This is a genomic window from Streptomyces sp. CGMCC 4.7035 (genome assembly GCF_031583065.1).
GTDB classification, from domain to species: Bacteria; Actinomycetota; Actinomycetes; order Streptomycetales; family Streptomycetaceae; genus Streptomyces; species Streptomyces yaanensis.
Genome location: NZ_CP134053.1, coordinates 4081807 through 4102766 on the forward strand (window position 1 = coordinate 4081807; position 20960 = coordinate 4102766).

General features: G+C 71.4%; 15 protein-coding genes. 8 read left to right on the top strand and 7 right to left on the bottom strand.

Translation table 11 applies throughout. The features are described from left to right. The first annotated feature begins 124 nt into the window (after positions 1-124). The 6 genes from Q2K21_RS17560 to Q2K21_RS17585 are packed head-to-tail and all read left to right on the top strand — an operon-like array spanning position 125 to position 8680. Complete coding sequence (locus tag Q2K21_RS17560) at positions 125-1162, top strand: LacI family DNA-binding transcriptional regulator (RefSeq protein ID WP_310771809.1); 1038 nt, start codon at positions 125-127, stop codon at positions 1160-1162. Beyond that, positions 1162-2040 (top strand): oxygenase MpaB family protein, encoded by an 879-nt coding sequence (locus tag Q2K21_RS17565; RefSeq protein WP_310771811.1) that lies wholly within the window; start codon positions 1162-1164, stop codon positions 2038-2040. Before Q2K21_RS17560 ends, Q2K21_RS17565 begins: the two co-directional genes overlap by 1 nt. A 58-nt stretch (positions 2041-2098) precedes the next feature. Then, positions 2099-4327, top strand: coding sequence for a serine/threonine-protein kinase (locus Q2K21_RS17570; RefSeq protein WP_310771813.1), 2229 nt, complete (start codon positions 2099-2101; stop codon positions 4325-4327). Between the two features lie 58 nt (positions 4328-4385). Next, positions 4386-5948, top strand: coding sequence for a phytoene desaturase family protein (locus tag Q2K21_RS17575; RefSeq protein ID WP_310771816.1), 1563 nt, complete (start codon positions 4386-4388; stop codon positions 5946-5948). 60 nt (positions 5949-6008) lie between these two features. Continuing rightward, positions 6009-7133, top strand: coding sequence for a nitronate monooxygenase (locus Q2K21_RS17580; protein ID WP_310771818.1), 1125 nt, complete (start codon positions 6009-6011; stop codon positions 7131-7133). Next, positions 7130-8680 (top strand): acyl-CoA synthetase, encoded by a 1551-nt coding sequence (locus Q2K21_RS17585; RefSeq protein WP_310771820.1) that lies wholly within the window; start codon positions 7130-7132, stop codon positions 8678-8680. Before Q2K21_RS17580 ends, Q2K21_RS17585 begins: the two co-directional genes overlap by 4 nt. A 96-nt stretch (positions 8681-8776) precedes the next feature. Here the strand turns inward: Q2K21_RS17585 and Q2K21_RS17590 are convergent, their stop codons facing one another. Then, positions 8777-11179, bottom strand: a complete 2403-nt coding sequence (locus Q2K21_RS17590) for a penicillin acylase family protein (protein ID WP_310771822.1) — start codon at positions 11177-11179, stop codon at positions 8777-8779. Positions 11180-11364: 185 nt separating this feature from the next. Between Q2K21_RS17590 and Q2K21_RS17595 the strand changes: the two genes are divergently transcribed. After that, the gene (locus Q2K21_RS17595; protein ID WP_310771824.1) at positions 11365-12864 is read left to right on the top strand and encodes an acyl-CoA synthetase; all 1500 of its coding nucleotides are present in this window, start codon (positions 11365-11367) and stop codon (positions 12862-12864) included. Positions 12865-12873: 9 nt separating this feature from the next. On the opposite strand, the gene paaK is transcribed toward Q2K21_RS17595, so the two are convergent. Then, on the bottom strand, positions 12874-14169 hold the full coding sequence (paaK, locus tag Q2K21_RS17600) for a phenylacetate--CoA ligase PaaK (RefSeq protein WP_310771826.1): 1296 nt from the start codon (positions 14167-14169) through the stop codon (positions 12874-12876). Positions 14170-14381: 212 nt separating this feature from the next. On the opposite strand from paaK, the gene Q2K21_RS17605 reads away from it, so the two are divergent. Further along, on the top strand, positions 14382-15227 hold the full coding sequence (locus Q2K21_RS17605; protein ID WP_310771828.1) for an alpha/beta fold hydrolase: 846 nt from the start codon (positions 14382-14384) through the stop codon (positions 15225-15227). A 245-nt stretch (positions 15228-15472) separates the two neighbouring features. Here Q2K21_RS17605 and Q2K21_RS17610 read toward each other — a convergent pair whose 3' ends face one another. From Q2K21_RS17610 to Q2K21_RS17630, 5 genes are all read right to left on the bottom strand, one after another. Continuing rightward, a complete protein-coding gene (locus Q2K21_RS17610) occupies positions 15473-16069 on the bottom strand; it encodes a GTP-binding protein (RefSeq protein ID WP_310771830.1) in 597 nt (198 codons plus the stop codon). Then, positions 16050-16424: a DUF742 domain-containing protein gene (locus Q2K21_RS17615; protein ID WP_310771833.1), complete on the bottom strand. Its 375-nt coding sequence runs from the start codon at positions 16422-16424 to the stop codon at positions 16050-16052. Before Q2K21_RS17615 ends, Q2K21_RS17610 begins: the two co-directional genes overlap by 20 nt. Continuing rightward, positions 16417-16848: a roadblock/LC7 domain-containing protein gene (locus tag Q2K21_RS17620; RefSeq protein WP_310771836.1), complete on the bottom strand. Its 432-nt coding sequence runs from the start codon at positions 16846-16848 to the stop codon at positions 16417-16419. Before Q2K21_RS17620 ends, Q2K21_RS17615 begins: the two co-directional genes overlap by 8 nt. A gap of 14 nt (positions 16849-16862) precedes the next feature. After that, on the bottom strand, positions 16863-19514 hold the full coding sequence (locus Q2K21_RS17625) for a sensor histidine kinase (RefSeq protein WP_310771838.1): 2652 nt from the start codon (positions 19512-19514) through the stop codon (positions 16863-16865). A 238-nt stretch (positions 19515-19752) separates the two neighbouring features. After that, complete coding sequence (locus Q2K21_RS17630; RefSeq protein WP_310771841.1) at positions 19753-20940, bottom strand: FAD-dependent oxidoreductase; 1188 nt, start codon at positions 20938-20940, stop codon at positions 19753-19755. Positions 20941-20960 lie beyond the last annotated feature (20 nt).

The following is a 20960-nucleotide window of genomic DNA, read 5'->3' on the forward strand; positions in this document are numbered from 1 at the left end:
CAAAGTCCTTTCGCAGTGCCGTCGTCTCCGCCAGTCTTGTGAACCCGAGTCCATCATTCAATGAGCAGAAGCCCATCAAAAAACCATCATCGACAAGCCATCGTCGACTCCCGAGGGAACAGCCATGGGACACCCCTATCCGATCCGCGAGATCGCCCGTCAGGCCGGCCTGAGTCAGGCCACCGTCGACCGCGTCCTCAATCACCGGGGCGGGGTGCGGGAGAGCACGGTGCGCGAGGTGCACCAGGCGATCAGGGATCTGGACCGGCAGCGGACGCAGGTCCGCATCGGCGGACGTACCTTCATGATCGACGTCGTCATGCAGACTCCGGCCCGGTTCTCCTCCGCCGTGCGTGACGCCTTGGAGGCCGAACTGCCCTCCCTGCACCCCGCGGTCGTCCGTTCCCGCTTCCACTTCCGGGAGACGTGTCCGCCCGCGGAGCTGATCCGCATCCTGGAGCGGATCGCCCGGCGCGGCTCTCAGGGAGTGGTCCTCAAGGCCCCGGACCTGCCCGAGATCACCGCCGCCGTCGGCAGGCTGGTCGCGGCCGGGATCCCCGTGGTCACCCTGGTGACGGACCTTCCCGGCAGCGCCCGCCTCGCCTACATAGGCATCGACAACCGCGCCGCGGGAGCCACCGCCGCGTATCTGCTCGGCCAGTGGCTGGGCGACCGCCCCGGTCATGTGCTCGTCACCATCAGCCGGGGCTTCTTCCGCGGCGAGGAGGAGCGCGAGATGGGCTTCCGCGGCGCCCTCAGGATGACCCGGCCCGAACGCACACTGGTCGAGGTCACCGACAGCGACGGCCTGGACGCCACCCAGAGGGACCTCGTACGGGCAGCGCTGGAGCGGGATCCGGAGATCAACGCCGTCTACTCCATCGGCGGCGGCAACGCCGCGACCGTGGGGGCTTTCGAGGAACTCGGCCGCGACCTCGCGGTCTTCATCGCGCACGACCTCGACCACGACAACACCCGGCTGCTGCGCGAACGCCGTATCTCCGCCGTGCTCCACCACGACCTGCGCCAGGACATGCGCCGCGCCTGCCAGACGGTCATGCGGGCACACGGGGCGCTTCCCGAAGAAGGGCCTCACCTCGCGTCCCCGATCCAGGTGGTCACACCGTTCAACCTGCCACCCGAGGCGGTGACGCAGGGTTGATGGGACATAGCGGGCAAGGTCACACTGGCGAGGTGGACGCGGATCCGGGGTTCTACGGGCCCTCCTCGGTGACCTGGCAGATGCACGGCGACCCCATGATGTGGGTCGCCGGCATCCGTGCGCTCTACCTCCAGGCGCTGCACCCGCCGACCGTGCGCGGCGTCCTGCAGAACTCCGACTTCAGGCGTGACGCCTGGGGCCGGCTGATGCGCACCGCCAACTTCGTCGGAACGGCGACGTACGGCACCACGGAGGCCGCCGAGCGGGCGGCCGCCCGCGTACGCAAGATCCACAGCATGCTCGGCGCGACGGACCCGGACACGGGCGAGCGGTACACCGTCGACGAGCCGGAGCTGCTGCTGTGGGTGCACTGTGCCGAGATCGACTCCTATCTCCACGTCCTGCGCCGCTCGGGCTTCCGGCTCACCGACGCACAGGCCGACCGGTACATACGCGAACACCGGGTCGGCGCCCGTCTGGTGGGGCTCGATCCCGGCCAGGTCCCCGGCGACCAGGCCGAGTTGGCCGCCTACTTCGAGAAAGTACTGCCCGACCTGGCCGCCGGACCCGAGGCGCGCGAGGTGGACGACTTCCTGCGGCGCCCACCGATCCACCCGTTGCTTCTCCCGGCGCGCGCCCTGCTGTGGCGGCGCGTGGCGAATCTGGCGTACGCCGCCCTGCCCCCGTACGCCCACGAGCTGTACGGCAGACCGGCCCCGAAGCCGGCGGCCGTGACCCGGCGGCTGCGTCTCACCGGCACCCTGCTGCGCTGCGTTCCCGCACGTCTGCGCTGGCAACTGCCGCCCAAACACATCATCCGCGCCATGGCCAGACTCGGCCCCGACGCACGCCCCGCACCGTACAAAGTCGGCAGATAACTCGCCATACTGGACGGGCCGGGGGAGGGCGGGGCCGAGACGGGGGCGATCGCAGGCGATGGCGGACACCAGGCTGGTCCAGGGCCGGTACCGGCTGCTCGACCTGATCGGGCGCGGCGGCATGGGCGAGGTGTGGCGCGCGCGGGACGAGTCCCTGGGCAGACAGGTCGCCGTGAAATGCCTCAAACCGCAGGGCCCGCACCACGACCAGTCGTTCACCCGTGTTCTGCGGGAGCGGTTTCGGCGTGAGGCGCGCGTGGCCGCGGGCCTCCAGCACCGCGGGGTGACCGTCGTGCACGACTTCGGCGAGTCCGACGGTGTGCTGTACCTCGTCATGGAGCTGCTGGAGGGACGCAACCTCAGCCAGCTCCTGGAGGACAACAAGCACCACCCGCTGCCGGTCCCCGACGTCGTCGACATCGCCGACCAGGTCACGGCGGCGCTGGCCTACACGCACCAGCAGGGCATCGTGCACCGCGACCTGAAGCCCGCCAACATCATGCGGACCGGCGACGGCACGGTGAAGATCTGCGACTTCGGCATCGCCCGCCTCGGCCACGACATCGGCTTCACGGCCCGGCTGACCGGCACCGGCGTCGCGATGGGCACCCCGCACTACATGTCCCCGGAGCAGATCGGCGGCGATCCCGTCGACCAGCGCAGTGACCTGTACTCGCTGGGGTGCGTGCTGTACGAGATCGCCACCGGTGTGCCGCCCTTCGACCGGGACGACGCGTGGGCGATCCTCGTCGGGCACCGCGACACCCCGCCCGAGCCGCCGCGCACCCACCGGGCCGACCTGCCCGAGTCCTTCGAGCGGATCATCCTGGACCTGCTGGCCAAACGTCCCGAGGAGCGTCCGCGCGACGCACGCGAGCTCGGCCGCCGGATCGGCGCGGCCCGCACCCCGTCCGCGTACGTGCCCACGGTGGTGTCGCGCGCGCCCTCCGGCCGGCCGCCGTCCGGTGAGCCCCGGCTGCCCTCCTGGACCCGCGATATGACCACCGGCCACAAGGCGGCGGGGCCCGGACCGCACAGCACCCCGCCGGACGGCTCGGCCGGTCTCGCCCGTGAGTGGATCGCCCGCTCCGTCACGGACCGCCCGCCCGAGCCCGTACGCCCCGAACGGCCCACTCCGTCGCCGGAGGTGGTCGGTACCCTGGCCGGCCGGCACAACGCGGGGCTGAGCCTGGGACGGCTCGGCCGCTGGACCGAGGCCGGCGAGGTGCACCGCGCGGTCGCCGCCGAGCGCGAGCACGTCCTCGGCCCCGAGCACCCCGACACGCTCGCCAGCCGCTACGAGGTCGGCTTCACGCTCAGCCGCACCGGCCGCCCCGCCGACGCCCTGCGCGAGTACACGCACGTCGCCCGGGTCAGGGAGCGCGTGCTCGGCCCCGACCATCCGGACACCCTGGCCGCCCGCCAGGAAATGGCCTATGTCCTCGGCCGGCTGGGCCGTCCCTTCGAGGCGCACCAGGTGTACGTGTCGGTGCTGGCCGCCCGGGAGCGCACCATGGGCCCGGACCACCCCGACACCCTGCGCTGCCGTCACAACCTCGCCTTCAACCTCAGTCGGCTCGGGCGCCTGGAGGACTCGTACCGGACGGCGCACGAGGTGGCCGTCGCGCGCGCCCGGGTACTGGGCCCCGAGCACCCCGACACGCTCGTCACGCGCTATGAAGTCGCCTACGTGCTGGGCCAGTTGGGCCGCTGGACCGAGGCGCTGCGGACGTACCGGGAGGTGGCGGAGGCGCGCGCCGGGGCGCTGGGCCCCGACCATCCGGACACCCTGGCCGCCCGTTACGAGGTCGGGATCAGCCTCGGCCGGCTCGGACACACCGCGCAGGCCCTCATGCTCTACCGCGAACTGGTCGACGACCGCACGCGCGTGGACGGCCCGGCGCACCCCGACACCCTCCGCGCCCGGCACGGCCTCGGGGTGAACCTGGGCCGCCTCGGCCGCTGGGAGGAGGCGCTGGCCGAGTCCCGCGACGTGTGCGCCATCCGCGAGCGCGTGCTCGGCCCCGATCACCCGGACACGCTGGTCAGCCGCCGTGAGGTCGCCGTCGGCCTCGGCTGGCTCGGCCGCTGGGCCGACGCCCTCATCGAGTACCGCCGGGTGGCCGCCGCCCGCGAGCGCGTTTTGGGCCCCGACCACCCCGACAGCCTGGCCGGCCGCACCGACGAGGCCCACTGCCTGGAACAGCTGGGCCGCGACCAGGAGGCGGCGGAGCTGTACCGGAGGGTGGCGGTGCTGCGCGGGCAGTCGGCGGCGGGAGGGCCCTGAGTCACCGCCGTGCGGCCCAGCTCTGGCCGACCTGGATCACCGCGTGCTACGAAGAGTCATGCCTGCACACGAGGGATACGATGCCGTGATCGTCGGCGGCGGCCACAACGGACTGGTCGCCGCCGCCTATCTCGCCCGGGCCGGGCGGTCCGTACTGGTTCTGGAGCGGCTGGACCACACCGGGGGCGCCGCCGTGTCCACGCGGCCCTTCGCCGGGGTCGACGCGCGGCTGTCGCGGTACTCCTATCTGGTCAGCCTGCTGCCCCGGAAGATCGTGCGGGACCTGGAGCTGGACTTCCGGGTGCGGGCGCGCACCGTGTCCTCGTACACACCCGTCGAGCGCGACGGGCGCCCCACCGGACTGCTCGTCGGCGGTGGGGAGCGGCGGACCCGGGAGGCGTTCGCCCGGCTCACCGGCTCCGAACGCGAGTACGAGGCCTGGCGGCGCTTCTACGGGATGACCGGACGCGTCGCCGAGCGGGTGTTCCCCACGCTCACCGAGCCCCTGCCCACCCGCGACGAACTGCGCCGCCGCATCGATGACGAGGAGGCGTGGCGGGAGCTGTTCGAGGAGCCGATCGGCGCCGCCGTCGAGGCGCGCTTCGCCGACGACCTGGTGCGCGGTGTCGTCCTCACCGACGCGCTCATCGGCACCTTCGCGGACGCCCACGACGCCTCGATGCGGCAGAACCGCTGCTTCCTCTACCACGTCATCGGCGGCGGCACGGGCGCCTGGGACGTCCCGGTCGGCGGCATGGGCGCGCTCACCGACGCGCTGGCGGCGGCCGCACGCGCGGCCGGCGCGGTGATCGCCACCGGACGCGAGGCCGTACGGATCGAGACCGACGGGCGCGCCGCCGAGGTCACTTACCGGGGCGCGGACGGCGAGGGTGCCATCTCGGCCCGGCACGTCCTGGTGAACGCCTCCCCGCAGGAACTGGCCCGGCTCACCGGTGACAACCCGCCCGCACCGGCGGAGGGCGCCCAGCTCAAGGTGAACATGCTGCTGAAGCGGCTTCCCGCGCTGCGCGACAGCGCCGTCGACCCGCGCGAGGCCTTCTCCGGAACCTTCCACATCGCCGAGGGGTACGAGCAGCTGGCCACCGCACACGCCCAGGCGGCCGCGGGTTCGCTGCCCACCGCACCGCCCTCCGAGATCTACTGCCACTCGCTCACCGACCCGACCATCCTCGGCCACGACCTGGTCGAGCAGGGCTACCAGACCCTCACCCTCTTCGGCCTCCACGCGCCCGCCCGGCTCTTCGAGCACGACAACGACGGCGCCCGGGAGGAACTGCTGAAGTCGACGCTGGCGCAACTGGACGCCCACCTCGCCGAACCCATTGAGGACTGCCTGGCCACGGACGCGGACGGACGCCCCTGCATCGAGGCGAAGACACCGCTCGACCTGGAGCGCGATCTGCGGCTGCCCGGCGGCAACATCTTCCACCGCGAGCTGGCCTGGCCGTACGCACACGAGGACGCGGGGCGCTGGGGCGTGGCGACCCGGCACGCGAACGTCCTGCTGTGCGGGGCGGGCGCGGTGCGCGGCGGCGGGGTGAGCGGGGTGCCGGGGCACAACGCGGCGATGGCGGTCCTGGAGCAGCCCGGGCAGCGGTAAATCTGACGGAGTATCAGAAATAGTCTTCCCTCCTCCCGACCGCTGCGGCATCCTGCGCCCATGCAGACGGAGCTGAGCAAGGAACTGGGAGTCGAGCACGCCCTCTTCGGCTTCACGCCGTTTCCCGCCGTCGCCGCGGCCATCAGCCGGGCCGGCGGTTTCGGCGTGCTCGGTGCGGTCCGCTACACCGCCCCCGACGACCTCAAGCGCGACCTCGACTGGATCGAGGCGCACGTCGACGGCAGGCCCTACGGCCTGGACGTCGTCATGCCCGCCAAGAAGGTCGAGGGCCCGAAAAATCAAACACTGACGGAGGCCGACGTCGAGGCGATGATCCCGGAAGGCCACCGGCAGTTCATCAGGGACACCCTGGCCAAGTACGGGGTCCCGGAACTCGCCGACGGCGAGGCGTCCGGATGGCGGATCACGGGCTGGATGGAGCAGGTCGCCCGCTCCCAGCTCGACGTCGCCTTCGACTACCCGATCAAACTGCTCGCCAACGCACTCGGCTCCCCGCCCGCCGACGTCGTCCAACGCGCCCACGACCAGGGCATCCTGGTCGCAGCGCTCGCCGGAAGCGCCCGGCACGCGCGCAAGCACAAGGACGCGGGCATCGACATCGTCGTCGCTCAGGGGTACGAGGCCGGCGGCCACACCGGGGAGATCGCCTCCATGGTGCTCACCCCCGAAGTCGTCGACGCCGTGGCCCCGTTGCCGGTGCTGGCCGCCGGCGGCATCGGCAGTGGACAACAGATGGCCGCCGCTCTCGCGCTCGGCGCGCAGGGGGTCTGGCTCGGCTCGATCTGGCTGACCACGACGGAGGCCGAACTTCCCTCGCCCGTCCTGGTCCAGAAGCTGCTCGCCGCAGGATCGGGCGACACCGTACGCTCCCGGGCGCTGACCGGCAAACCCGCCCGGCAGCTGCGCACCGAATGGACCGACGCCTGGGACGACCCGCACGGACCCGGCACGCTCCCCATGCCCCTACAGGGCCTGCTGGTCGCCGAGGCGGTCACCCGCATCCAGAAGTACGAGGTGGAACCGCTGCTCGGCACGCCCGTCGGCCAGATCGTCGGCCGTATGAACAGTGAACGCAGCGTCCAAGCAGTCGTCGACGACCTCACCCGAGGCTTCGAGAAGGCCGTCGACCGCATCAACCGGATCGCCGGAAGGAGCCAGCAGTGAGCCAGGCCGCCAACGGTTTCTGGGCCCAGGCAGCGGCGGACCCCGAGCGCACGGTGCTCGTCGCTCCCGATGGGGAGGAGTGGACCGCCGGACGGCTGCTCGCCGCGGCCGACCAGCTGGTGCACGGGCTGCGTGCCGCGGGTCTCGAACGCGGGGACTCCTTCGCGGTCGTGCTGCCCAACGGCGTCGAGTTCTTCACGGCGTACCTGGCCGCCACTCAGGCCGGCCTCTACCTCGTCCCCGTCAACCACCACCTCGTCGGACCCGAGATCGCCTGGATCGTCTCGGACTCCGGCGCCAAGGTGCTCATCGCGCACGAGCGGTTCGCTCAGGCGGCGCGGAACGCCGCCGACGAGGCCGAGCTGCCCACCACCCATCGGTACGCGGTCGGCGAGGTCGAGGGCTTCCGGCCGTACGCCGAACTCCTCGACGGCCAACCCGAGTCGGCGCCCGACGGGCGCACCCTCGGCTGGGTCATGAACTACACCTCCGGCACCACGGGCCGCCCGCGCGGCATCCGCCGCCCGCTGCCCGGCAAGCTGCCGGAGGAGTCATACCTCGGCGGCTTCCTCGGCATCTTCGGCATCAAGCCCTACGACGGCAACGTCCACCTCGTGTGCTCACCGCTCTACCACACAGCGGTGCTCCAGTTCGCGGGCGCGTCGCTGCACATCGGGCACCGGCTGGTCCTGATGGACAAGTGGACACCCGAGGAGATGCTCCGCCTGATCGACACCTACAAGTGCACGCACACACATATGGTTCCGACCCAGTTCCACCGCCTCCTCGCCCTCCCCGACGAGGTGCGGGCGCGCTACGACGTCTCGTCCATGCGGCACGCCATCCACGGCGCCGCCCCCTGCCCCGACCATGTGAAGCGGGCAATGATCGAGTGGTGGGGCGACAGCGTGGAGGAGTACTACGCGGCCAGCGAGGGCGGCGGCGCCTTCGCGACCGCCGAGGACTGGCTGAAGAAGCCCGGCACGGTCGGCAAGGCCTGGCCCATCAGCGAACTCGCGGTCTTCGACGACGACGGGAACCGGCTGCCGCCCGGTGAACTCGGCACCGTCTACATGAAGATGAGCACAGGCGGATTCTCGTACCACAAGGACGAGGCCAAGACCCGCAAGAACCGCATCGGCGACTTCTTCACCGTCGGTGACCTCGGCTGTCTCGACGAGGACGGCTATCTCTTCCTGCGCGACCGCAAGATCGACCTGATCATCTCCGGCGGGGTGAACATCTACCCCGCCGAGATCGAGGCGGCCCTGCTCGCCCACCCCGCCGTCGCCGACGCCGCGGCCTTCGGAATCCCGCACGACGACTGGGGCGAGGAGGTCAAGGCGGTGGTCGAACCCGCCCCCGGCCACGAGCCCGGCCCGGCGCTGGCCGCGGACATCCTGGACCACTGCGCACGGCAGCTCGCCGGCTACAAGCGGCCCAAGAGCGTGGACTTCATCGAGTCCATGCCCCGTGACCCGAACGGCAAGCTGTACAAGCGACGGCTGCGCGACCCGTACTGGGAAGGTCGCACCCGCCAGGTGTGAGGTTGTGGTCCCACTCCATGTGGAGTGGGACCACATACGCGCGGTCAGATGGTGCGGTCAGGTCATGCGGTCAGGTCGTGCGGCCGGGTCGTGCGGTCAGTTGTGGACGCGGACAACTCTCAGCTGCGGCGACGACCGGATGTCCTTCTCGCAGAAGCGGGACGTCACCCACTTCTCCTGGGAGAAGAGCCGCGTCTGGTCGGCGTGGTGCGGGGAATCCGGGTTCGACGACTGGGAGTACGTCAGCAGCGTCCGGGCCACCGGGCAGCCACTGCCGTTCCAGCCGACCGCCTGGATGTGGCTGGAGCCCGTGGTGACCTCCGTGTAGCCGCCCTGCGCCGGGTCCCACTGCGCCTCGACCTTGTTCCAGACACCGAGCGACTCGGTGCCACCGGGAAGAGGAATGCGCTCCCCGCCCCGCACGACGAACTGGTGGGAGCCCAGTGGCGCGTTCAGCGGGATACCGGCGGAACGCAGCTCCGTCACCGTGTCGGCCAGAGCCGTCGTGAAACCCGAGGCTTCCGTGTTCAGGGTGTTCGGGGTGCGGACCGGATCCGTCGCCGAGAACGGCACCTTCCACAGCTGCGCAGTCGGTACCTTGTCCGTCAACCGCCGCCAGAACCGGTCGAAGAGAAGCGCACCCCGGCTACCGGTGTTCATGGTGTGATCCCAGGCCTTGAGCACCGCGCACGCCTCGGTCACGTCAACGACCGTGCCGTCACCTCCGGTTGCCGTACCGTCAGGCAGCGCGGCACACGCACGGGCGGCGTCGGCGGCGGCCAGGTCACCCACGACCGACCGGTTCGTGAACTGCAGACGTTCCAGATCCCGTACGGCCAGCCCACCCCGCGCCGCCAGCGCCGACACATCCTGGAGCGCACCGCGCGTGCGGGGCGAGGCCGCCGTGCCGATGGTGCCGAAGATCCGCTCGTAGCCGGTCACCGGAGTGTCGGCGTTGGCCAGCCAAGCGCTGCCGTTCGAGTTCTCCACGTACGGCGTGTCCTTGAGCGTCGGCAGCCTCGACGGCCCGAAGATCCCCGGCTGCACCGCGTCCGGGTCGCTGCCCGGCGCGCAGTCGCCGCGCGAACCGTCGAGGACGGCAAGCCCGGACGCCGGGTAGAGGACCTTGCCGAGGCCCGTCGAACAGCGCGCCACCAGCTCGTCGGTGATCCGCGGGAGCACCTGGGCCTGGGTGAAGAGCGTGTGCCCCGCCGAGTCGGCGGCGATCGTGTTCACCCACGGCAGGCCCTGGTGGCGCTGGAGGGACCCCAGGATCTCGGCCGTGGAACGTGCCTTGCCGAAGCCGAGGGCGGTGTCGCCGGAACGCAGGTTCTCCGCGTTGGGATCGCTCAGCGCGTACGCCGTCGTGGCCGTCCACGGCAACTGCGCCTGCGGGCCCATCGAGGTGACAACGGGACCGTAGCGCGTCCACCACTGGGTGCGCGTCACCGGAGTCCCGTCCTTCACCTCGACGGTCACCGTCCGCCTGGTCATCCGCTCGGGTTCGCCGTCCACCAGATACGCGGTCGGATCGGCCGGATCGAGCTTCAGCTGCACGACGTTGCCGGGGATGCCGGTCGCCACGGTGTGGCTCCACGCCACGTGCGCGTTGTAGCCGATGGAGACCGTCGGCGAGCCCAGCAGGGAGGCGCCCGAGACGTTCAGCTCGCCCGGAATCGTCAGCTGCGCCTGCCAGAACCGGCGTCCGCCCTGCCACGGGTAGTGCGGATTGCCCAGCAGCAGGCCGTGCCCGTTCGCGGTCGTGTCCCCGCGGAACGCGACCGCGTTCGAGCCCATGCCGTCGTCGGCGAACAGCTCGCGGGCCGCTCGGGCCACCGCCCCCGGATCGGCGGTGGCGAACGCGGTCGTCGTCCCGGTGGGCGGCTGCGCCGTGGTGATCGAGTCGATCACCCGGCCCTGTCCGGCCAGCACGGCGAGCGCGAAGGTACGAGCCGCCACGTCCAGTTCGGTCACCGGCCGGACCCAGGCGGCCCCCGCGCAGGCCGGGTCCGTGATCCGGTGTTGCTTCAGCCAGGCGTTGTAGCCGGCCGCCCAGCCGCGCATGAGGTCCCGCACCTGTCGGCTCGGACCCCGCGGCGCGGGCTCGGCGAGCAGTCTCTCCAGGGTGCCCGCCTCCCGCACCCCGCGGAAGTACAGATCGCTGGTGAGGTTCTTCGTCGCCGCCGAGAGCGACCCGTCGGGAGCCGCGTCGGGCCCGAAGAACCGCGAGCGCTCGCCGCTCAGTGTCACGAAGCCGTCGGCGAGCGTGCACACCTGGTCGGCGGCCTGTGCCCAGCCGTCGCCGAAGCCCAGGCCGGCGTAGTCCTTCGCGACGATATGGGGTATGCCGTACTCCGTGTAGCGGATGACGGCGGACAGGCCGCCGTGCGTGGGATGTTCCTGGCGGGACGACTGGTCGGCGGTGGCGGCCGGCACAGCGGCGCCGGTGGTGAACAGGACGGCGGCCGTCACGGCGAGCCGCCTCAGGCGGGTGCGCATCGTTCCTCCCAACTACGGTGGCGGAAGGGGCGGTTGAGCCTAACAAGGTCGTGCCGCCTTGTCCGTAGAGCTGTTCGACCGACGGTGGAGGTTGGCTCGCTTTGCGCCGAAGGCGATCGGTGCTTGACCTCGCTTCCGTGACGCGACGAGGATCGCGCCAGGGACGACGTACGAAGGAGCAGGTCATGACGGCGGGACGAAGCGTCACGGTCGACGGCACGCTGCGGCGCAGCGCACGGCGCACCCCGGAGCGTGTCGCGGTCCACTACGGCGACCGGTCGTGGACCTACGCGGAACTCGACGACGCCGTCTCACGCGCGGCACGCGTCCTGCGCGAGGCCGGGCTCGCCCCCGGCGACCGGGTCGGCGCCTACGGCCACAACTCCGACGCGTATCTGATCGCTTTCCTGGCCTGTGCCCGTGCCGGGCTCGTACACGTGCCGGTGAACCAGAGTCTGACCGGCGACGACCTGGCGTACATCGTCGACCAGTCCGGCTGCGGACTCGTCCTCGTGGACCCCGGCCTCGCGGGGAACCTCTCCGAGGGTGTACGGATGCTGTCGCTGCGGGACGCCGACGACTCGCTGCTCGCGCGGCTCGCCACCACGGAGCCCTACGACGGCGAGGAGCCGCGCGGCGAGGATCTGGTGCAGCTGCTCTACACGTCGGGCACGACCGCGCTGCCCAAGGGCGCGATGATGACGCACCGCGCGCTGGTGCACGAGTACCTGAGCGCGATCACCGCCCTCGACCTGAGCGCGGGCGACCGGCCCGTGCACTCGCTGCCGCTGTACCACTCGGCGCAGATGCATGTCTTCCTGCTGCCCTACCTCGCCGTCGGAGCGGAGAACGTCATCCTGGACGCGCCCGACGGTAACCGGCTGTTCGACCTGATCGAGGCGGGCCGCTGCGACAGCCTGTTCGCGCCGCCCACGGTGTGGATCGGCCTCGCGGGCCGTTCCGACTTCGCCACGCGCGATCTGACCGGGCTGCGCAAGGCCTACTACGGGGCCTCGATCATGCCGGTGCCCGTCCTGGAGCGTCTCAAGGAGCGGCTGCCGAAGCTCGCGTTCCACAACTGCTTCGGACAGAGCGAGATCGGCCCGCTGTCCATGGTCCTCGGGCCGTACGAGCACAAGGGGCGCATGGACTCCTGCGGGCGCCCGGTGCTGTTCGTGGAGGCGAAGCTCGTCGACGAGTCCGGCAAGGACGTGCCCGACGGGGAGCAGGGCGAAATCGTCTACCGGTCACCGCAGTTGTGTGAAGGCTACTGGAACAAGCCGGAGGAGACCGCCGAGGCCTTCCGCGACGGTTGGTTCCACTCCGGGGACCTCGCGGTGCGGGACGGCGAGGGGTACTTCACGATCGTCGACCGGGTCAAGGACGTCATCAACTCCGGTGGCGTGCTGGTCGCTTCACGACAGGTCGAGGACGCGCTGTACACCCACGAAGGGGTGGCCGAGGTCGCGGTGATCGGGCTGCCCGACGAGCGGTGGATCGAGGCGGTCACCGCGGTCGTCGTACCGCGCGGCGAGGTGACCGAGGACGAACTGATCTCCCACGCCCGCGAGAAGCTCGCCCACTTCAAGGCGCCCAAGCGGGTGCTGTTCGTGGACGAGCTGCCGCGCAACGCGAGCGGGAAGATCCTGAAGCGGGAGCTGCGGGACCGTTTCGCGGAGGTCTGACGGCGTAAGTCAGCGCGAGCGCAGGTCCACGATCCGCCTGATCTTCCCCACCGACCTCTCCAAGGACTCGGGTTCGACGATCTCGACCCCGACGGAGACGCCGATCCCGTCCTTCACGGCCGCGGCGATGGCGAGCGCTGCCGCCTGGCGCTGCTCGGGTGTGGCGCCGGTGCGGGCCTCGGCCCGCACCGTCAGCGCGTCGAGCCGGCCCTCACGGGTGAGCCGGAGCTGGAAGTGCGGTGCCACGCCGGGGGTGCGCAGCACGATCTCCTCGATCTGGGTGGGGAAGAGGTTCACGCCCCGCAGGATGACCATGTCGTCGCTGCGGCCGGTGATCTTCTCGATCCGCCGGAAGACACGGGCGGTGCCCGGCAGCAGGCGGGTCAGGTCCCGGGTCCGGTAGCGGATGACGGGCATGGCCTCCTTGGTGAGGGAGGTGAAGACCAGCTCGCCCTCCTCGCCGTCGGGCAGCACCTGACCGGTGATGGGGTCGACGACCTCGGGGTAGAAGTGGTCCTCCCACACATGGAGGCCGTCCTTGGTCTCGACGCACTCCTGTGCCACGCCCGGACCGATCACCTCCGACAGGCCGTAGATGTCGACCGCGTCGATCGCGAACCGCTCCTCGATCTCGCGCCGCATCTCCCCGGTCCACGGCTCGGCGCCGAAGATCCCGACGCGCAGGGAGGTGCCGCGCGGGTCGACGCCCTGGCGCTCGAACTCGTCGAGGAGGGTCAGCATGTAGGAGGGGGTGACCATGATGATGCCGGGCTTCAGGTCCTGGATCAGCTGCACTTGGCGTGCCGTCATGCCGCCGGAGGCGGGGATCACCGTACAGCCGAGGCGTTCGGCGCCGTAGTGGGCGCCGAGGCCACCGGTGAACAGGCCGTAGCCGTACGCCACATGCACCGTGTCGCCGGGCCGGCCGCCCGCCGCGCGGATCGAACGGGCCACCATGTCCGACCACATGGACAGGTCGTTGTCGGTGTAACCCACGACCGTGGGGCGCCCGGTGGTGCCGCTGGAGGCGTGGATCCTGCGGATCCGCTCCCGGGGCACGGCGAACATCCCGTACGGGTAGTTCTCCCGCAGGTCCGCCTTCACGGTGAACGGGAAGCGCGCGAGATCGTCGAGCGTGCGGCAGTCGTCCGGGTGGACGCCGGCCTTGTCGAAGGACTCCCGGTAGAAGGGCACGTGCGCGTACGCGTGCCGCAGCGAGGCACGCAGCCGCTCCAGCTGCAGGGCGCGCAGGCCCTCCGCGTCGAGCCGTTCCCCCGCGTCCAGCAGGTCCCGCGCATCGGCCATGGGGACGTCTCCCTCACCATCACATCGATCCGGACGACCGACCGATCATTCGGTCGAGCTGCTGGGGATCAGTAATCCAGTCCGCAGGGCCGGAGGCAAGGGGTCGGCCCGGACTTTCCGGCCGCGCACGCTCCGGAGGCCGCCGCCCCGTCCGTCGCCCCTCTGCGAGAACTCCGTTGCGGGCGGACGACCCATCCGTGAAGATCGGGACCATGCCGAGCTTCCATTCCTACGACGGGACCCGACTCGCCTACCATCTGCGGGGAAACGGGGGAGCGGGGGATCCGCTCGTCGTGCTGCCGGGAGGGCCGATGCGGGCCTCCGAGTACCTCGGGGATCTCGGTGGGCTCGGCGCGCGGCGCCCGCTGGTGCTGCTCGATCTGCGAGGTACCGGGGAATCGGCGCTGCCCGCGGACCCCGCGACGTACCGTTGCGACCGGCTCGTCGACGACGTGGAGGCGCTCCGCGTGCATCTCGGGCTCGAACGCATGGACGTACTTGGCCACTCGGCGGGCGGGAGCCTCGCCCTGCTGCACGCGGCCAGGTATCCGGAGCGCGTCTCGCGGCTCGCCCTGATCACCGCCACTCCATGGGCCCTGGGCATGCCCGCCACAGCCGAGAACCGGCTCGCGGCGGCCCGGCTGCGGAAGGGCGAGCCTTGGTTCGAGGACGCCTTCCCGGCGTTCGAGGCCTGGCTGACGGGGAACGGTGACTTCGACCTCACCTTCATGCCCTTCTTCTACGGTCGCTGGGACGAGGCCGCACGGGCCCACGCGGCGGCCGATGAGGAGCAGACCAACGACGACGCGGCGGACGTCTACGGCTCCGAGGGCGCGTACGACCCGCCCGCGACCAGGGCGGCGCTCGGGCGCCTGACCGCGCCCGTACTCGTGCTCGCGGGCGAACTCGACGGTGGAGCCCGTCCCGAACTCGCCCGTGGCGTCTGCGAGTTCGCCCCGCACACCGAGTTCTCGATCCAGCCGGGTGCCGGCCACTACCCGTGGCTGGACGACCCCGAGTGGTTCACCGCCCGGGTGGGTGACTTCTTCGCCGGGTGAGTGCCCAAGCCCGGCTGCGTCGGCAAGTCGGCCCTGGCCCCGTCCAGGCCGGACCGGGCGCCGTACCGGGTGCAGGCCGGGGGCGGCTTTCGCGCCCGGCCACTGGTCTTGGGCCCTGGCCGGACATCGGCCTCCGCACCCGTGGCCGAGCCTCGGTGGCCCGAGGGCCGACTTCCGTGCCCGATGGCCGGCCGCCCTGAACGGCCCGGGGTGTCGGATTCCGTCCCGGGCCGGTGGTCGTGCGGTCAGCGGCCGGCCAGTGGGGTCAGGCGGGCGGCCGCCTGGGCCCGGGCCGCCTCCAGGACCGCGAGCAGTACCGCCTTGCTGGAGGCGCGGCTGCGCACGTCGCACAGGATGACCGGTGTCGACGGATCGAGGTCCAGCGCCGTCCGCACCTGCTCGACCGTGCAGTCGCGGCGCCCGTCGAAGCAGTTGACCCCCACCGCGAACGGGATCTCGCGCGCCTCGAAGAAGTCGATCGAGGCGAACGAGGCGTCCAGGCGACGCGTGTCCGCGAGGACGACGGCCGCCAGCGCGCCCGTCGCCAGGTCGTCCCACATGAACCAGAACCGGTCCTGACCGGGCGTACCGAACAGGTACAGCACCAGCTCCGGCGCGATGGTGATCCGGCCGAAGTCCATGGCGACGGTCGTCGATGCCTTGCCCTCCACACCGGAGAGGTCGTCGATCCCGAGGCTTGCCTCGGTCATGCGCTCCTCGGTCTCCAGCGGGGGCACCTCGCTCACCGAGCCCACCATGGTGGTCTTGCCCACGCCGAAGCCGCCCGCGATGAGGATCTTCAGCGCTGTCGGCATGACCGGCTCAGAGCTGACGGATACCATCCATCACCCTTTCGATGAGTTCCACACTCGGCTGCTCCTCCTGCCCGGGCGGCGATTGGACGATGATGAGCGCGGCGTTGAGCAGATCCCCGCAGAGGATCTTCACCACGCTCACCGGCAGGTCCAGATGCGCGGCGATCTCGGCGACCGCCACCGCGCGATCCCGGCAGAGTTCGAGGATCTGGGCCGACTCCGGCTCCAGGGTGTCGTCATCGAACTCATGCGCGGATCGCGAGACGACCAGCGTGATGAGTGTGAAGGTGTGCTGACTGTGGCGGGTGCGCCCGCCCGTGATGGCGTACGGCCGTAAGTGACGCCCGGCCTCCGCACCGTCGAGCCATCGCGGTTCACGCATCCTGTATATGACCGCCTGAAGGGGTCTGCACGCGCGGCGCGGCACTCATGTACTGGCCGACCTGCTTGACGAGGGTGCCCATCTCGAAGGCCATCATGCCCACATCCACTTCCTCCGACGCGATCGCGGCCAGCCGCGCTCCCCTGCCCGCGGCGGTGACGAACAGGAACGCTCTTTCCATCTGAATGACCGTCTGCTGGACCTCGCCGCCGTGGAAATGGCGCGCGGCGCCGCGCGCCAGGCTGTGCATGCCCGAACCCACCGCGGACAGGTGTTCGGCGTCGTCCCGGCGCAGGTCCTTCGACTTGCCGATGAGGAGGCCGTCTCCGGACAGCACGATGGCGCACCGGATCTCCGGGATCCGGTCCACCAGGCCGTCGAGGAGCCAGTCCAGCTGCGGACCGGGTTGTACCTGCTCAGTCATTGTGTAACGTTCCCTCATAGTTGATTGGCACCGGGTTCCCTCGAATCCGTCGACCGGCCGTCCGCGCCGGCCGGCCCGTCCGTCTCGGACATCCGGGCCCGCTTCAGCCCCTGCTGAATGGCGATCATCGCGCGCGCCGACGCGTCCGGGGAGATGACGCCCTTGTCCCCCTCGCCCTCTGGTCGGCCTTGTGTCTGTGCTGCCTCCTTGCGCAGTTGCTGCGCAAGGCTGGCTCCCCGAGTCCGTTGCGGCAGGACCTGGGGGGTCGTCAGGGGCCGCGCCGCGTCGGGCTCCGGCGCCTGCCCGGCGGGCGCGGTGCGTCCGGCGCCGGGCTCGCGGCCGGGTGGCGGTCCGGCCTGCGGCTGGGCGTGGCCGGCCGCAGGCCCGGGGTACCCGGACCGGTCGCCGGAGGCCGCCGCGTGCGCGGTGGTGTGTGTCTGCGGAACCGGGGCCTGCTGTGCCGGGGCCCACTGGTCCGGCGCGGGAGACGGTACGGGATGTTCCGACGCGGGCGGCAACAGACCTGCACCTCCGTACTCGGGGAAGCCGCTGTGGTCCGGAAGGCGCGTGTGCGTGAGTACGTCCGCACCGGCGCCCACGGCGGCGGCCACACCACCGGCCGCCCCCACGACCGCGCCCGCGAAGGCCCTGTCCTCCGCGTCCAGGGCGGCCTGCCGGGACTCGGTCTCCAGCACATGGCCGGCCGCCGCCGCGGCCGCCGACTTGAGCTGGTCCAGAACCGGCGACTGGTGCTCCTCCAGCAGGGCCGAGGGCAGCAGGACGACGACGAGCGTGCCGCCGTACACGGACTCGCGCAGCTCCACCTTGATCTTGTGCCGCTCGGCGAGCCGGGCCACCACGAAGTGGCCGAGGCGCGGGTCCTCGCCCAGGGACGTCATGTCCAGCTTGGGCGGGTGGGCGAGCAGTTCGTTGGCGTACGCCATCTTCTCCGCGGGCATGCCGAGACCGTGGTCCTCGACATGGATGGCCAGACCCTTGGCCACCTTCGTCGCGCTCACGGAGACCTGGGTGTCCGGCGGCGAGAAGCTCGTGCCGTTCTCGATCAGCTCGGCGAGCAGGTGCGTGACGTCCGCGACGGCCCGGCCCGCGAGGGCGACGCGCCGGTCCGAGGGGAGGTTCTTCACCTTGACGCGGGTGTACTGCTCGGTCTCCGCGACGGCGCTGCGCATCACATCGGTGAGGGAGACCGGCGCGGTCATCCGGCGGCTGGGCGGGGAACCACTGAGGATCACCAGGTTCTCCGCGTGGCGCCGCACCCGGGTGGCGAGGTGGTCGACCTTGAAGATGTCCTTCAGCAGGTCGGAGTCCTCGTGCTTGCGTTCCAGGTCGTCCAGGAGCGAGATGAGGCGGTGGATGAGGATCTGAGTGCGGCGGATGAGCTGGGCGAAGACCTTCTCCGTGCCCTCGCGGCCCAGGGACTGGCGCACCGCGGTGTCCGCCGCGACCCGGCCCAGCCGGTCGATGGCACCGGCCAGCCGCTCCAGCTCGTCGGTGGCGTGGTGGCCCTGCGGGGCGAGCACGGCCGGGTCGACCCGCTCGCCCCGTTCTATTCGGGCGAGCAGCAGCGGCAGCGTGCGGGTGAGCTCCTCGGTCCGCGACTGCAGCTCGGTGAGCCGGCCCAGCGTGGCGCGGCGGGCGCGCAGTGCCAGCACCGCGCCGCCGGCCAGCGCGGCCAGGGTGGCGGCGGTGCCCAGGAGCATGCCGAGCAGCAGGTCGTCGGCCCGGCCCGAGGCGTCGTCCGCCAGTCCCCGCAGGGACTCCGCGCCGAGGGACCGCAGGTCACCGAGGACGCCGTCGGCGGCGTCCGGCCACGACGATGCCCTCTGCGGCAGCGCGGTGCCCTTGGCCGTGGCCATGGAGTCGCCGATCGTTCCCAGCGTCGTCCACTGCGCGCCATCGGTGATCCGCGCATACCCGGTGGCCGTGCCGGCGGGCAGATGACCGGTGGTCAGGCCCGCGCGGAACTCCCGCTGGAGCGCCAGGTACTCCGCGAACTGGGCGCGGGTCACGGCCGGCATCCTGCCGGAGGGCAGCGCGCCGGACAGCAGCGCGTCCTGGCGGGACAGCATCTCCGTGATCTGCACCAGGGACGCCGTGGCGGCGCCACCGTTCGCGAGGGAAGCGTCGTCGCTGCGGACGGCCGCCGTCACCAGCGAGACGCCCCGGGTGATGGTGTCGGTGAAGTACTGGAAGGCGTCGGCGGCGGACAGGGAGCGTCCGTCGATCGCCTCGCGGCGGTCGGCGAGGGCCGCGAGCGCGTCGTCGAGCGACTTCGCCCGGCGCCGCAGGTCCGAGGTGTCCGGGCCCGCGGAACCGCGGTAGGCCCGGATGGCGGCGTCGGTCTTCTTGCGGGCGGCGTCGAGATCCGTACGGGCGGAGGAGGTGCGACCCGCCTGCCGGACGGCGGTGAGGCGGCGCTCGTTCTGCAGGGCGGACAGCACCGCCTGGGCCGGCCGGGCGACGGACGAGTCGCGGTCCGCGTCGGCCTGCAGCTGTATGTGCTCGTCGACGAGGCCGGCCGCCGTGTACCCCCACAGTCCGGTGAGACAGACCGCGGGCACGACGAAGGGCAGGACGAACGAGAATCGGAGAGATCTGCGCGGGGCGGACCGATGACGTGTCCGCCGGTCGCGGGTGCCTGGCATCTGATTCCTCGTACGGCAGCGAAACACTGGTTCGGTGGGGGGCGGTGCGAAATGCCGGATTGTGCCCGGCGAGCCGACTTGACTCACCGTCATCGAAGTCGGCGATCAGGCTGAACCGTATCAGGATCATGGCGCAGCGTCAGCATTCGTCTGCGGCAACTGCCAACCGCGGGTCGCGAGTTGGCTGGCAGTCCGCTGGGTGAATTGCTGCCGTTACCCGAGTAAGTGCGAGAGTGTCTCAGAGTAGAGCGAGAAGTTTTGGCGTATATAGGGCCCCCGCCGTCTCGATTCCGGCCACCATGTCGAAGTAGATGGCGGTCAGTTCGGAATCCGTCTGTACGGCCCGCAGCAGCGACAGCCGCTGCTCGTGCGGGGTGGTGAGCCGGGCCACGCCGAGTGTGGATTCGTATCCGGGGGTCAGAGCCGCGTCGCGTTCCTTGGCGAACTCCCGGAGCGCCGCGTCGAGTTCGGCCGGATCGCCGCCGAGCAGGCCGTCCAGGCGACGTACCAGGGCGTCCACCTGCAAGAACGCGTCGCTGATCCCGCGCGCGGTGATGGAGTCCTTGTGGTGCCCCGCGTCGCCCACCAGGACCCAGCCGGGCCCGGCCGCCTGCCGGAAGAAGTTCTGCTGGTCGCCGGTGCCGCGCAGCCGCTCGACCGGCTCCCGGCCACGCAGCCGCTCGTACAGGGCGGGCGCCGTGGTGCGGATCTGTTCCAGGTAGGCCCGCCGCGCGTCGGTGCGGACCGCCTCGAAGCGGGATTGCGGGAAGTAGGCGAGCACGAGTGTCGCCGCGTCATGGGTGGCCACCGCCGCGACCCAGCTGCCCGGACGCTCATGCAGCTCCAGTGTGGCCGGTACGTCCGCCCAGTACGTGTAGTAGGCGCAGGTCAGCCGGGGATCCTCGACCGTGTACGGTGCCTGAGTGAGCCGGGCGACGGTCGAGCGCATCCCGTCCGCGCCGATCACCAGATGCGCGCGTTCGGTGAAGGAACGGCCGTCGTGGCTGCCCTCCACACCGATGACGCGTCCGCTGTCGTCGCGCAGCAGCCCGGTTACCCGGCAGCGGTCGCGCACCTCGACGCCCGCCGCGGCCGCGGCCTCCACCAGGATGGCGTCCAGCACATGGCGGCGCGGGGCGAAGGAGGCGCGCTGCCCCTCCACGCCCCGGGCGCATCCTTCGAGGCGGATGTCGGCGACCTCGTAGACCGCGTGGTCCAGGGGCGGGCACCCGGAGGCGCGTACCGCGTCCAGCAGTCCCCAGCGGGCGAGCGCGGCCACGCCCGGCTGATGGATGAGATGGGTGGAGAGGGTGTCGGTGCCGGTGGGGGCCTTGTCGAGCAGGAGTACCCGGTACCCCGCGCGGGCCAGCAGCATGGCGGTGGGCGCACCGGCGCAGCGGGCGCCTACCACGATGGCGTCGAACATGGGGTTGCCTCACAACAGAC

Coding starts and splice junctions, on each gene's coding strand:
- Q2K21_RS17575 (WP_310771816.1), top strand. CDS start 4,386: ATGCCTGCACACGAGGGATACGATGCCGTGATCGTCGGCGGCGGCCAC.
- Q2K21_RS17565 (WP_310771811.1), top strand. CDS start 1,162: ATGGGACATAGCGGGCAAGGTCACACTGGCGAGGTGGACGCGGATCCG.
- paaK (WP_310771826.1), bottom strand. CDS start 14,169: ATGGCCGATGCGCGGGACCTGCTGGACGCGGGGGAACGGCTCGACGCG.
- Q2K21_RS17560 (WP_310771809.1), top strand. CDS start 125: ATGGGACACCCCTATCCGATCCGCGAGATCGCCCGTCAGGCCGGCCTG.
- Q2K21_RS17625 (WP_310771838.1), bottom strand. CDS start 19,514: ATGCCAGGCACCCGCGACCGGCGGACACGTCATCGGTCCGCCCCGCGC.
- Q2K21_RS17610 (WP_310771830.1), bottom strand. CDS start 16,069: ATGGTATCCGTCAGCTCTGAGCCGGTCATGCCGACAGCGCTGAAGATC.
- Q2K21_RS17605 (WP_310771828.1), top strand. CDS start 14,382: ATGCCGAGCTTCCATTCCTACGACGGGACCCGACTCGCCTACCATCTG.
- Q2K21_RS17630 (WP_310771841.1), bottom strand. CDS start 20,940: ATGTTCGACGCCATCGTGGTAGGCGCCCGCTGCGCCGGTGCGCCCACC.
- Q2K21_RS17570 (WP_310771813.1), top strand. CDS start 2,099: ATGGCGGACACCAGGCTGGTCCAGGGCCGGTACCGGCTGCTCGACCTG.
- Q2K21_RS17590 (WP_310771822.1), bottom strand. CDS start 11,179: ATGCGCACCCGCCTGAGGCGGCTCGCCGTGACGGCCGCCGTCCTGTTC.
- Q2K21_RS17595 (WP_310771824.1), top strand. CDS start 11,365: ATGACGGCGGGACGAAGCGTCACGGTCGACGGCACGCTGCGGCGCAGC.
- Q2K21_RS17580 (WP_310771818.1), top strand. CDS start 6,009: ATGCAGACGGAGCTGAGCAAGGAACTGGGAGTCGAGCACGCCCTCTTC.
- Q2K21_RS17620 (WP_310771836.1), bottom strand. CDS start 16,848: ATGACTGAGCAGGTACAACCCGGTCCGCAGCTGGACTGGCTCCTCGAC.
- Q2K21_RS17615 (WP_310771833.1), bottom strand. CDS start 16,424: ATGCGTGAACCGCGATGGCTCGACGGTGCGGAGGCCGGGCGTCACTTA.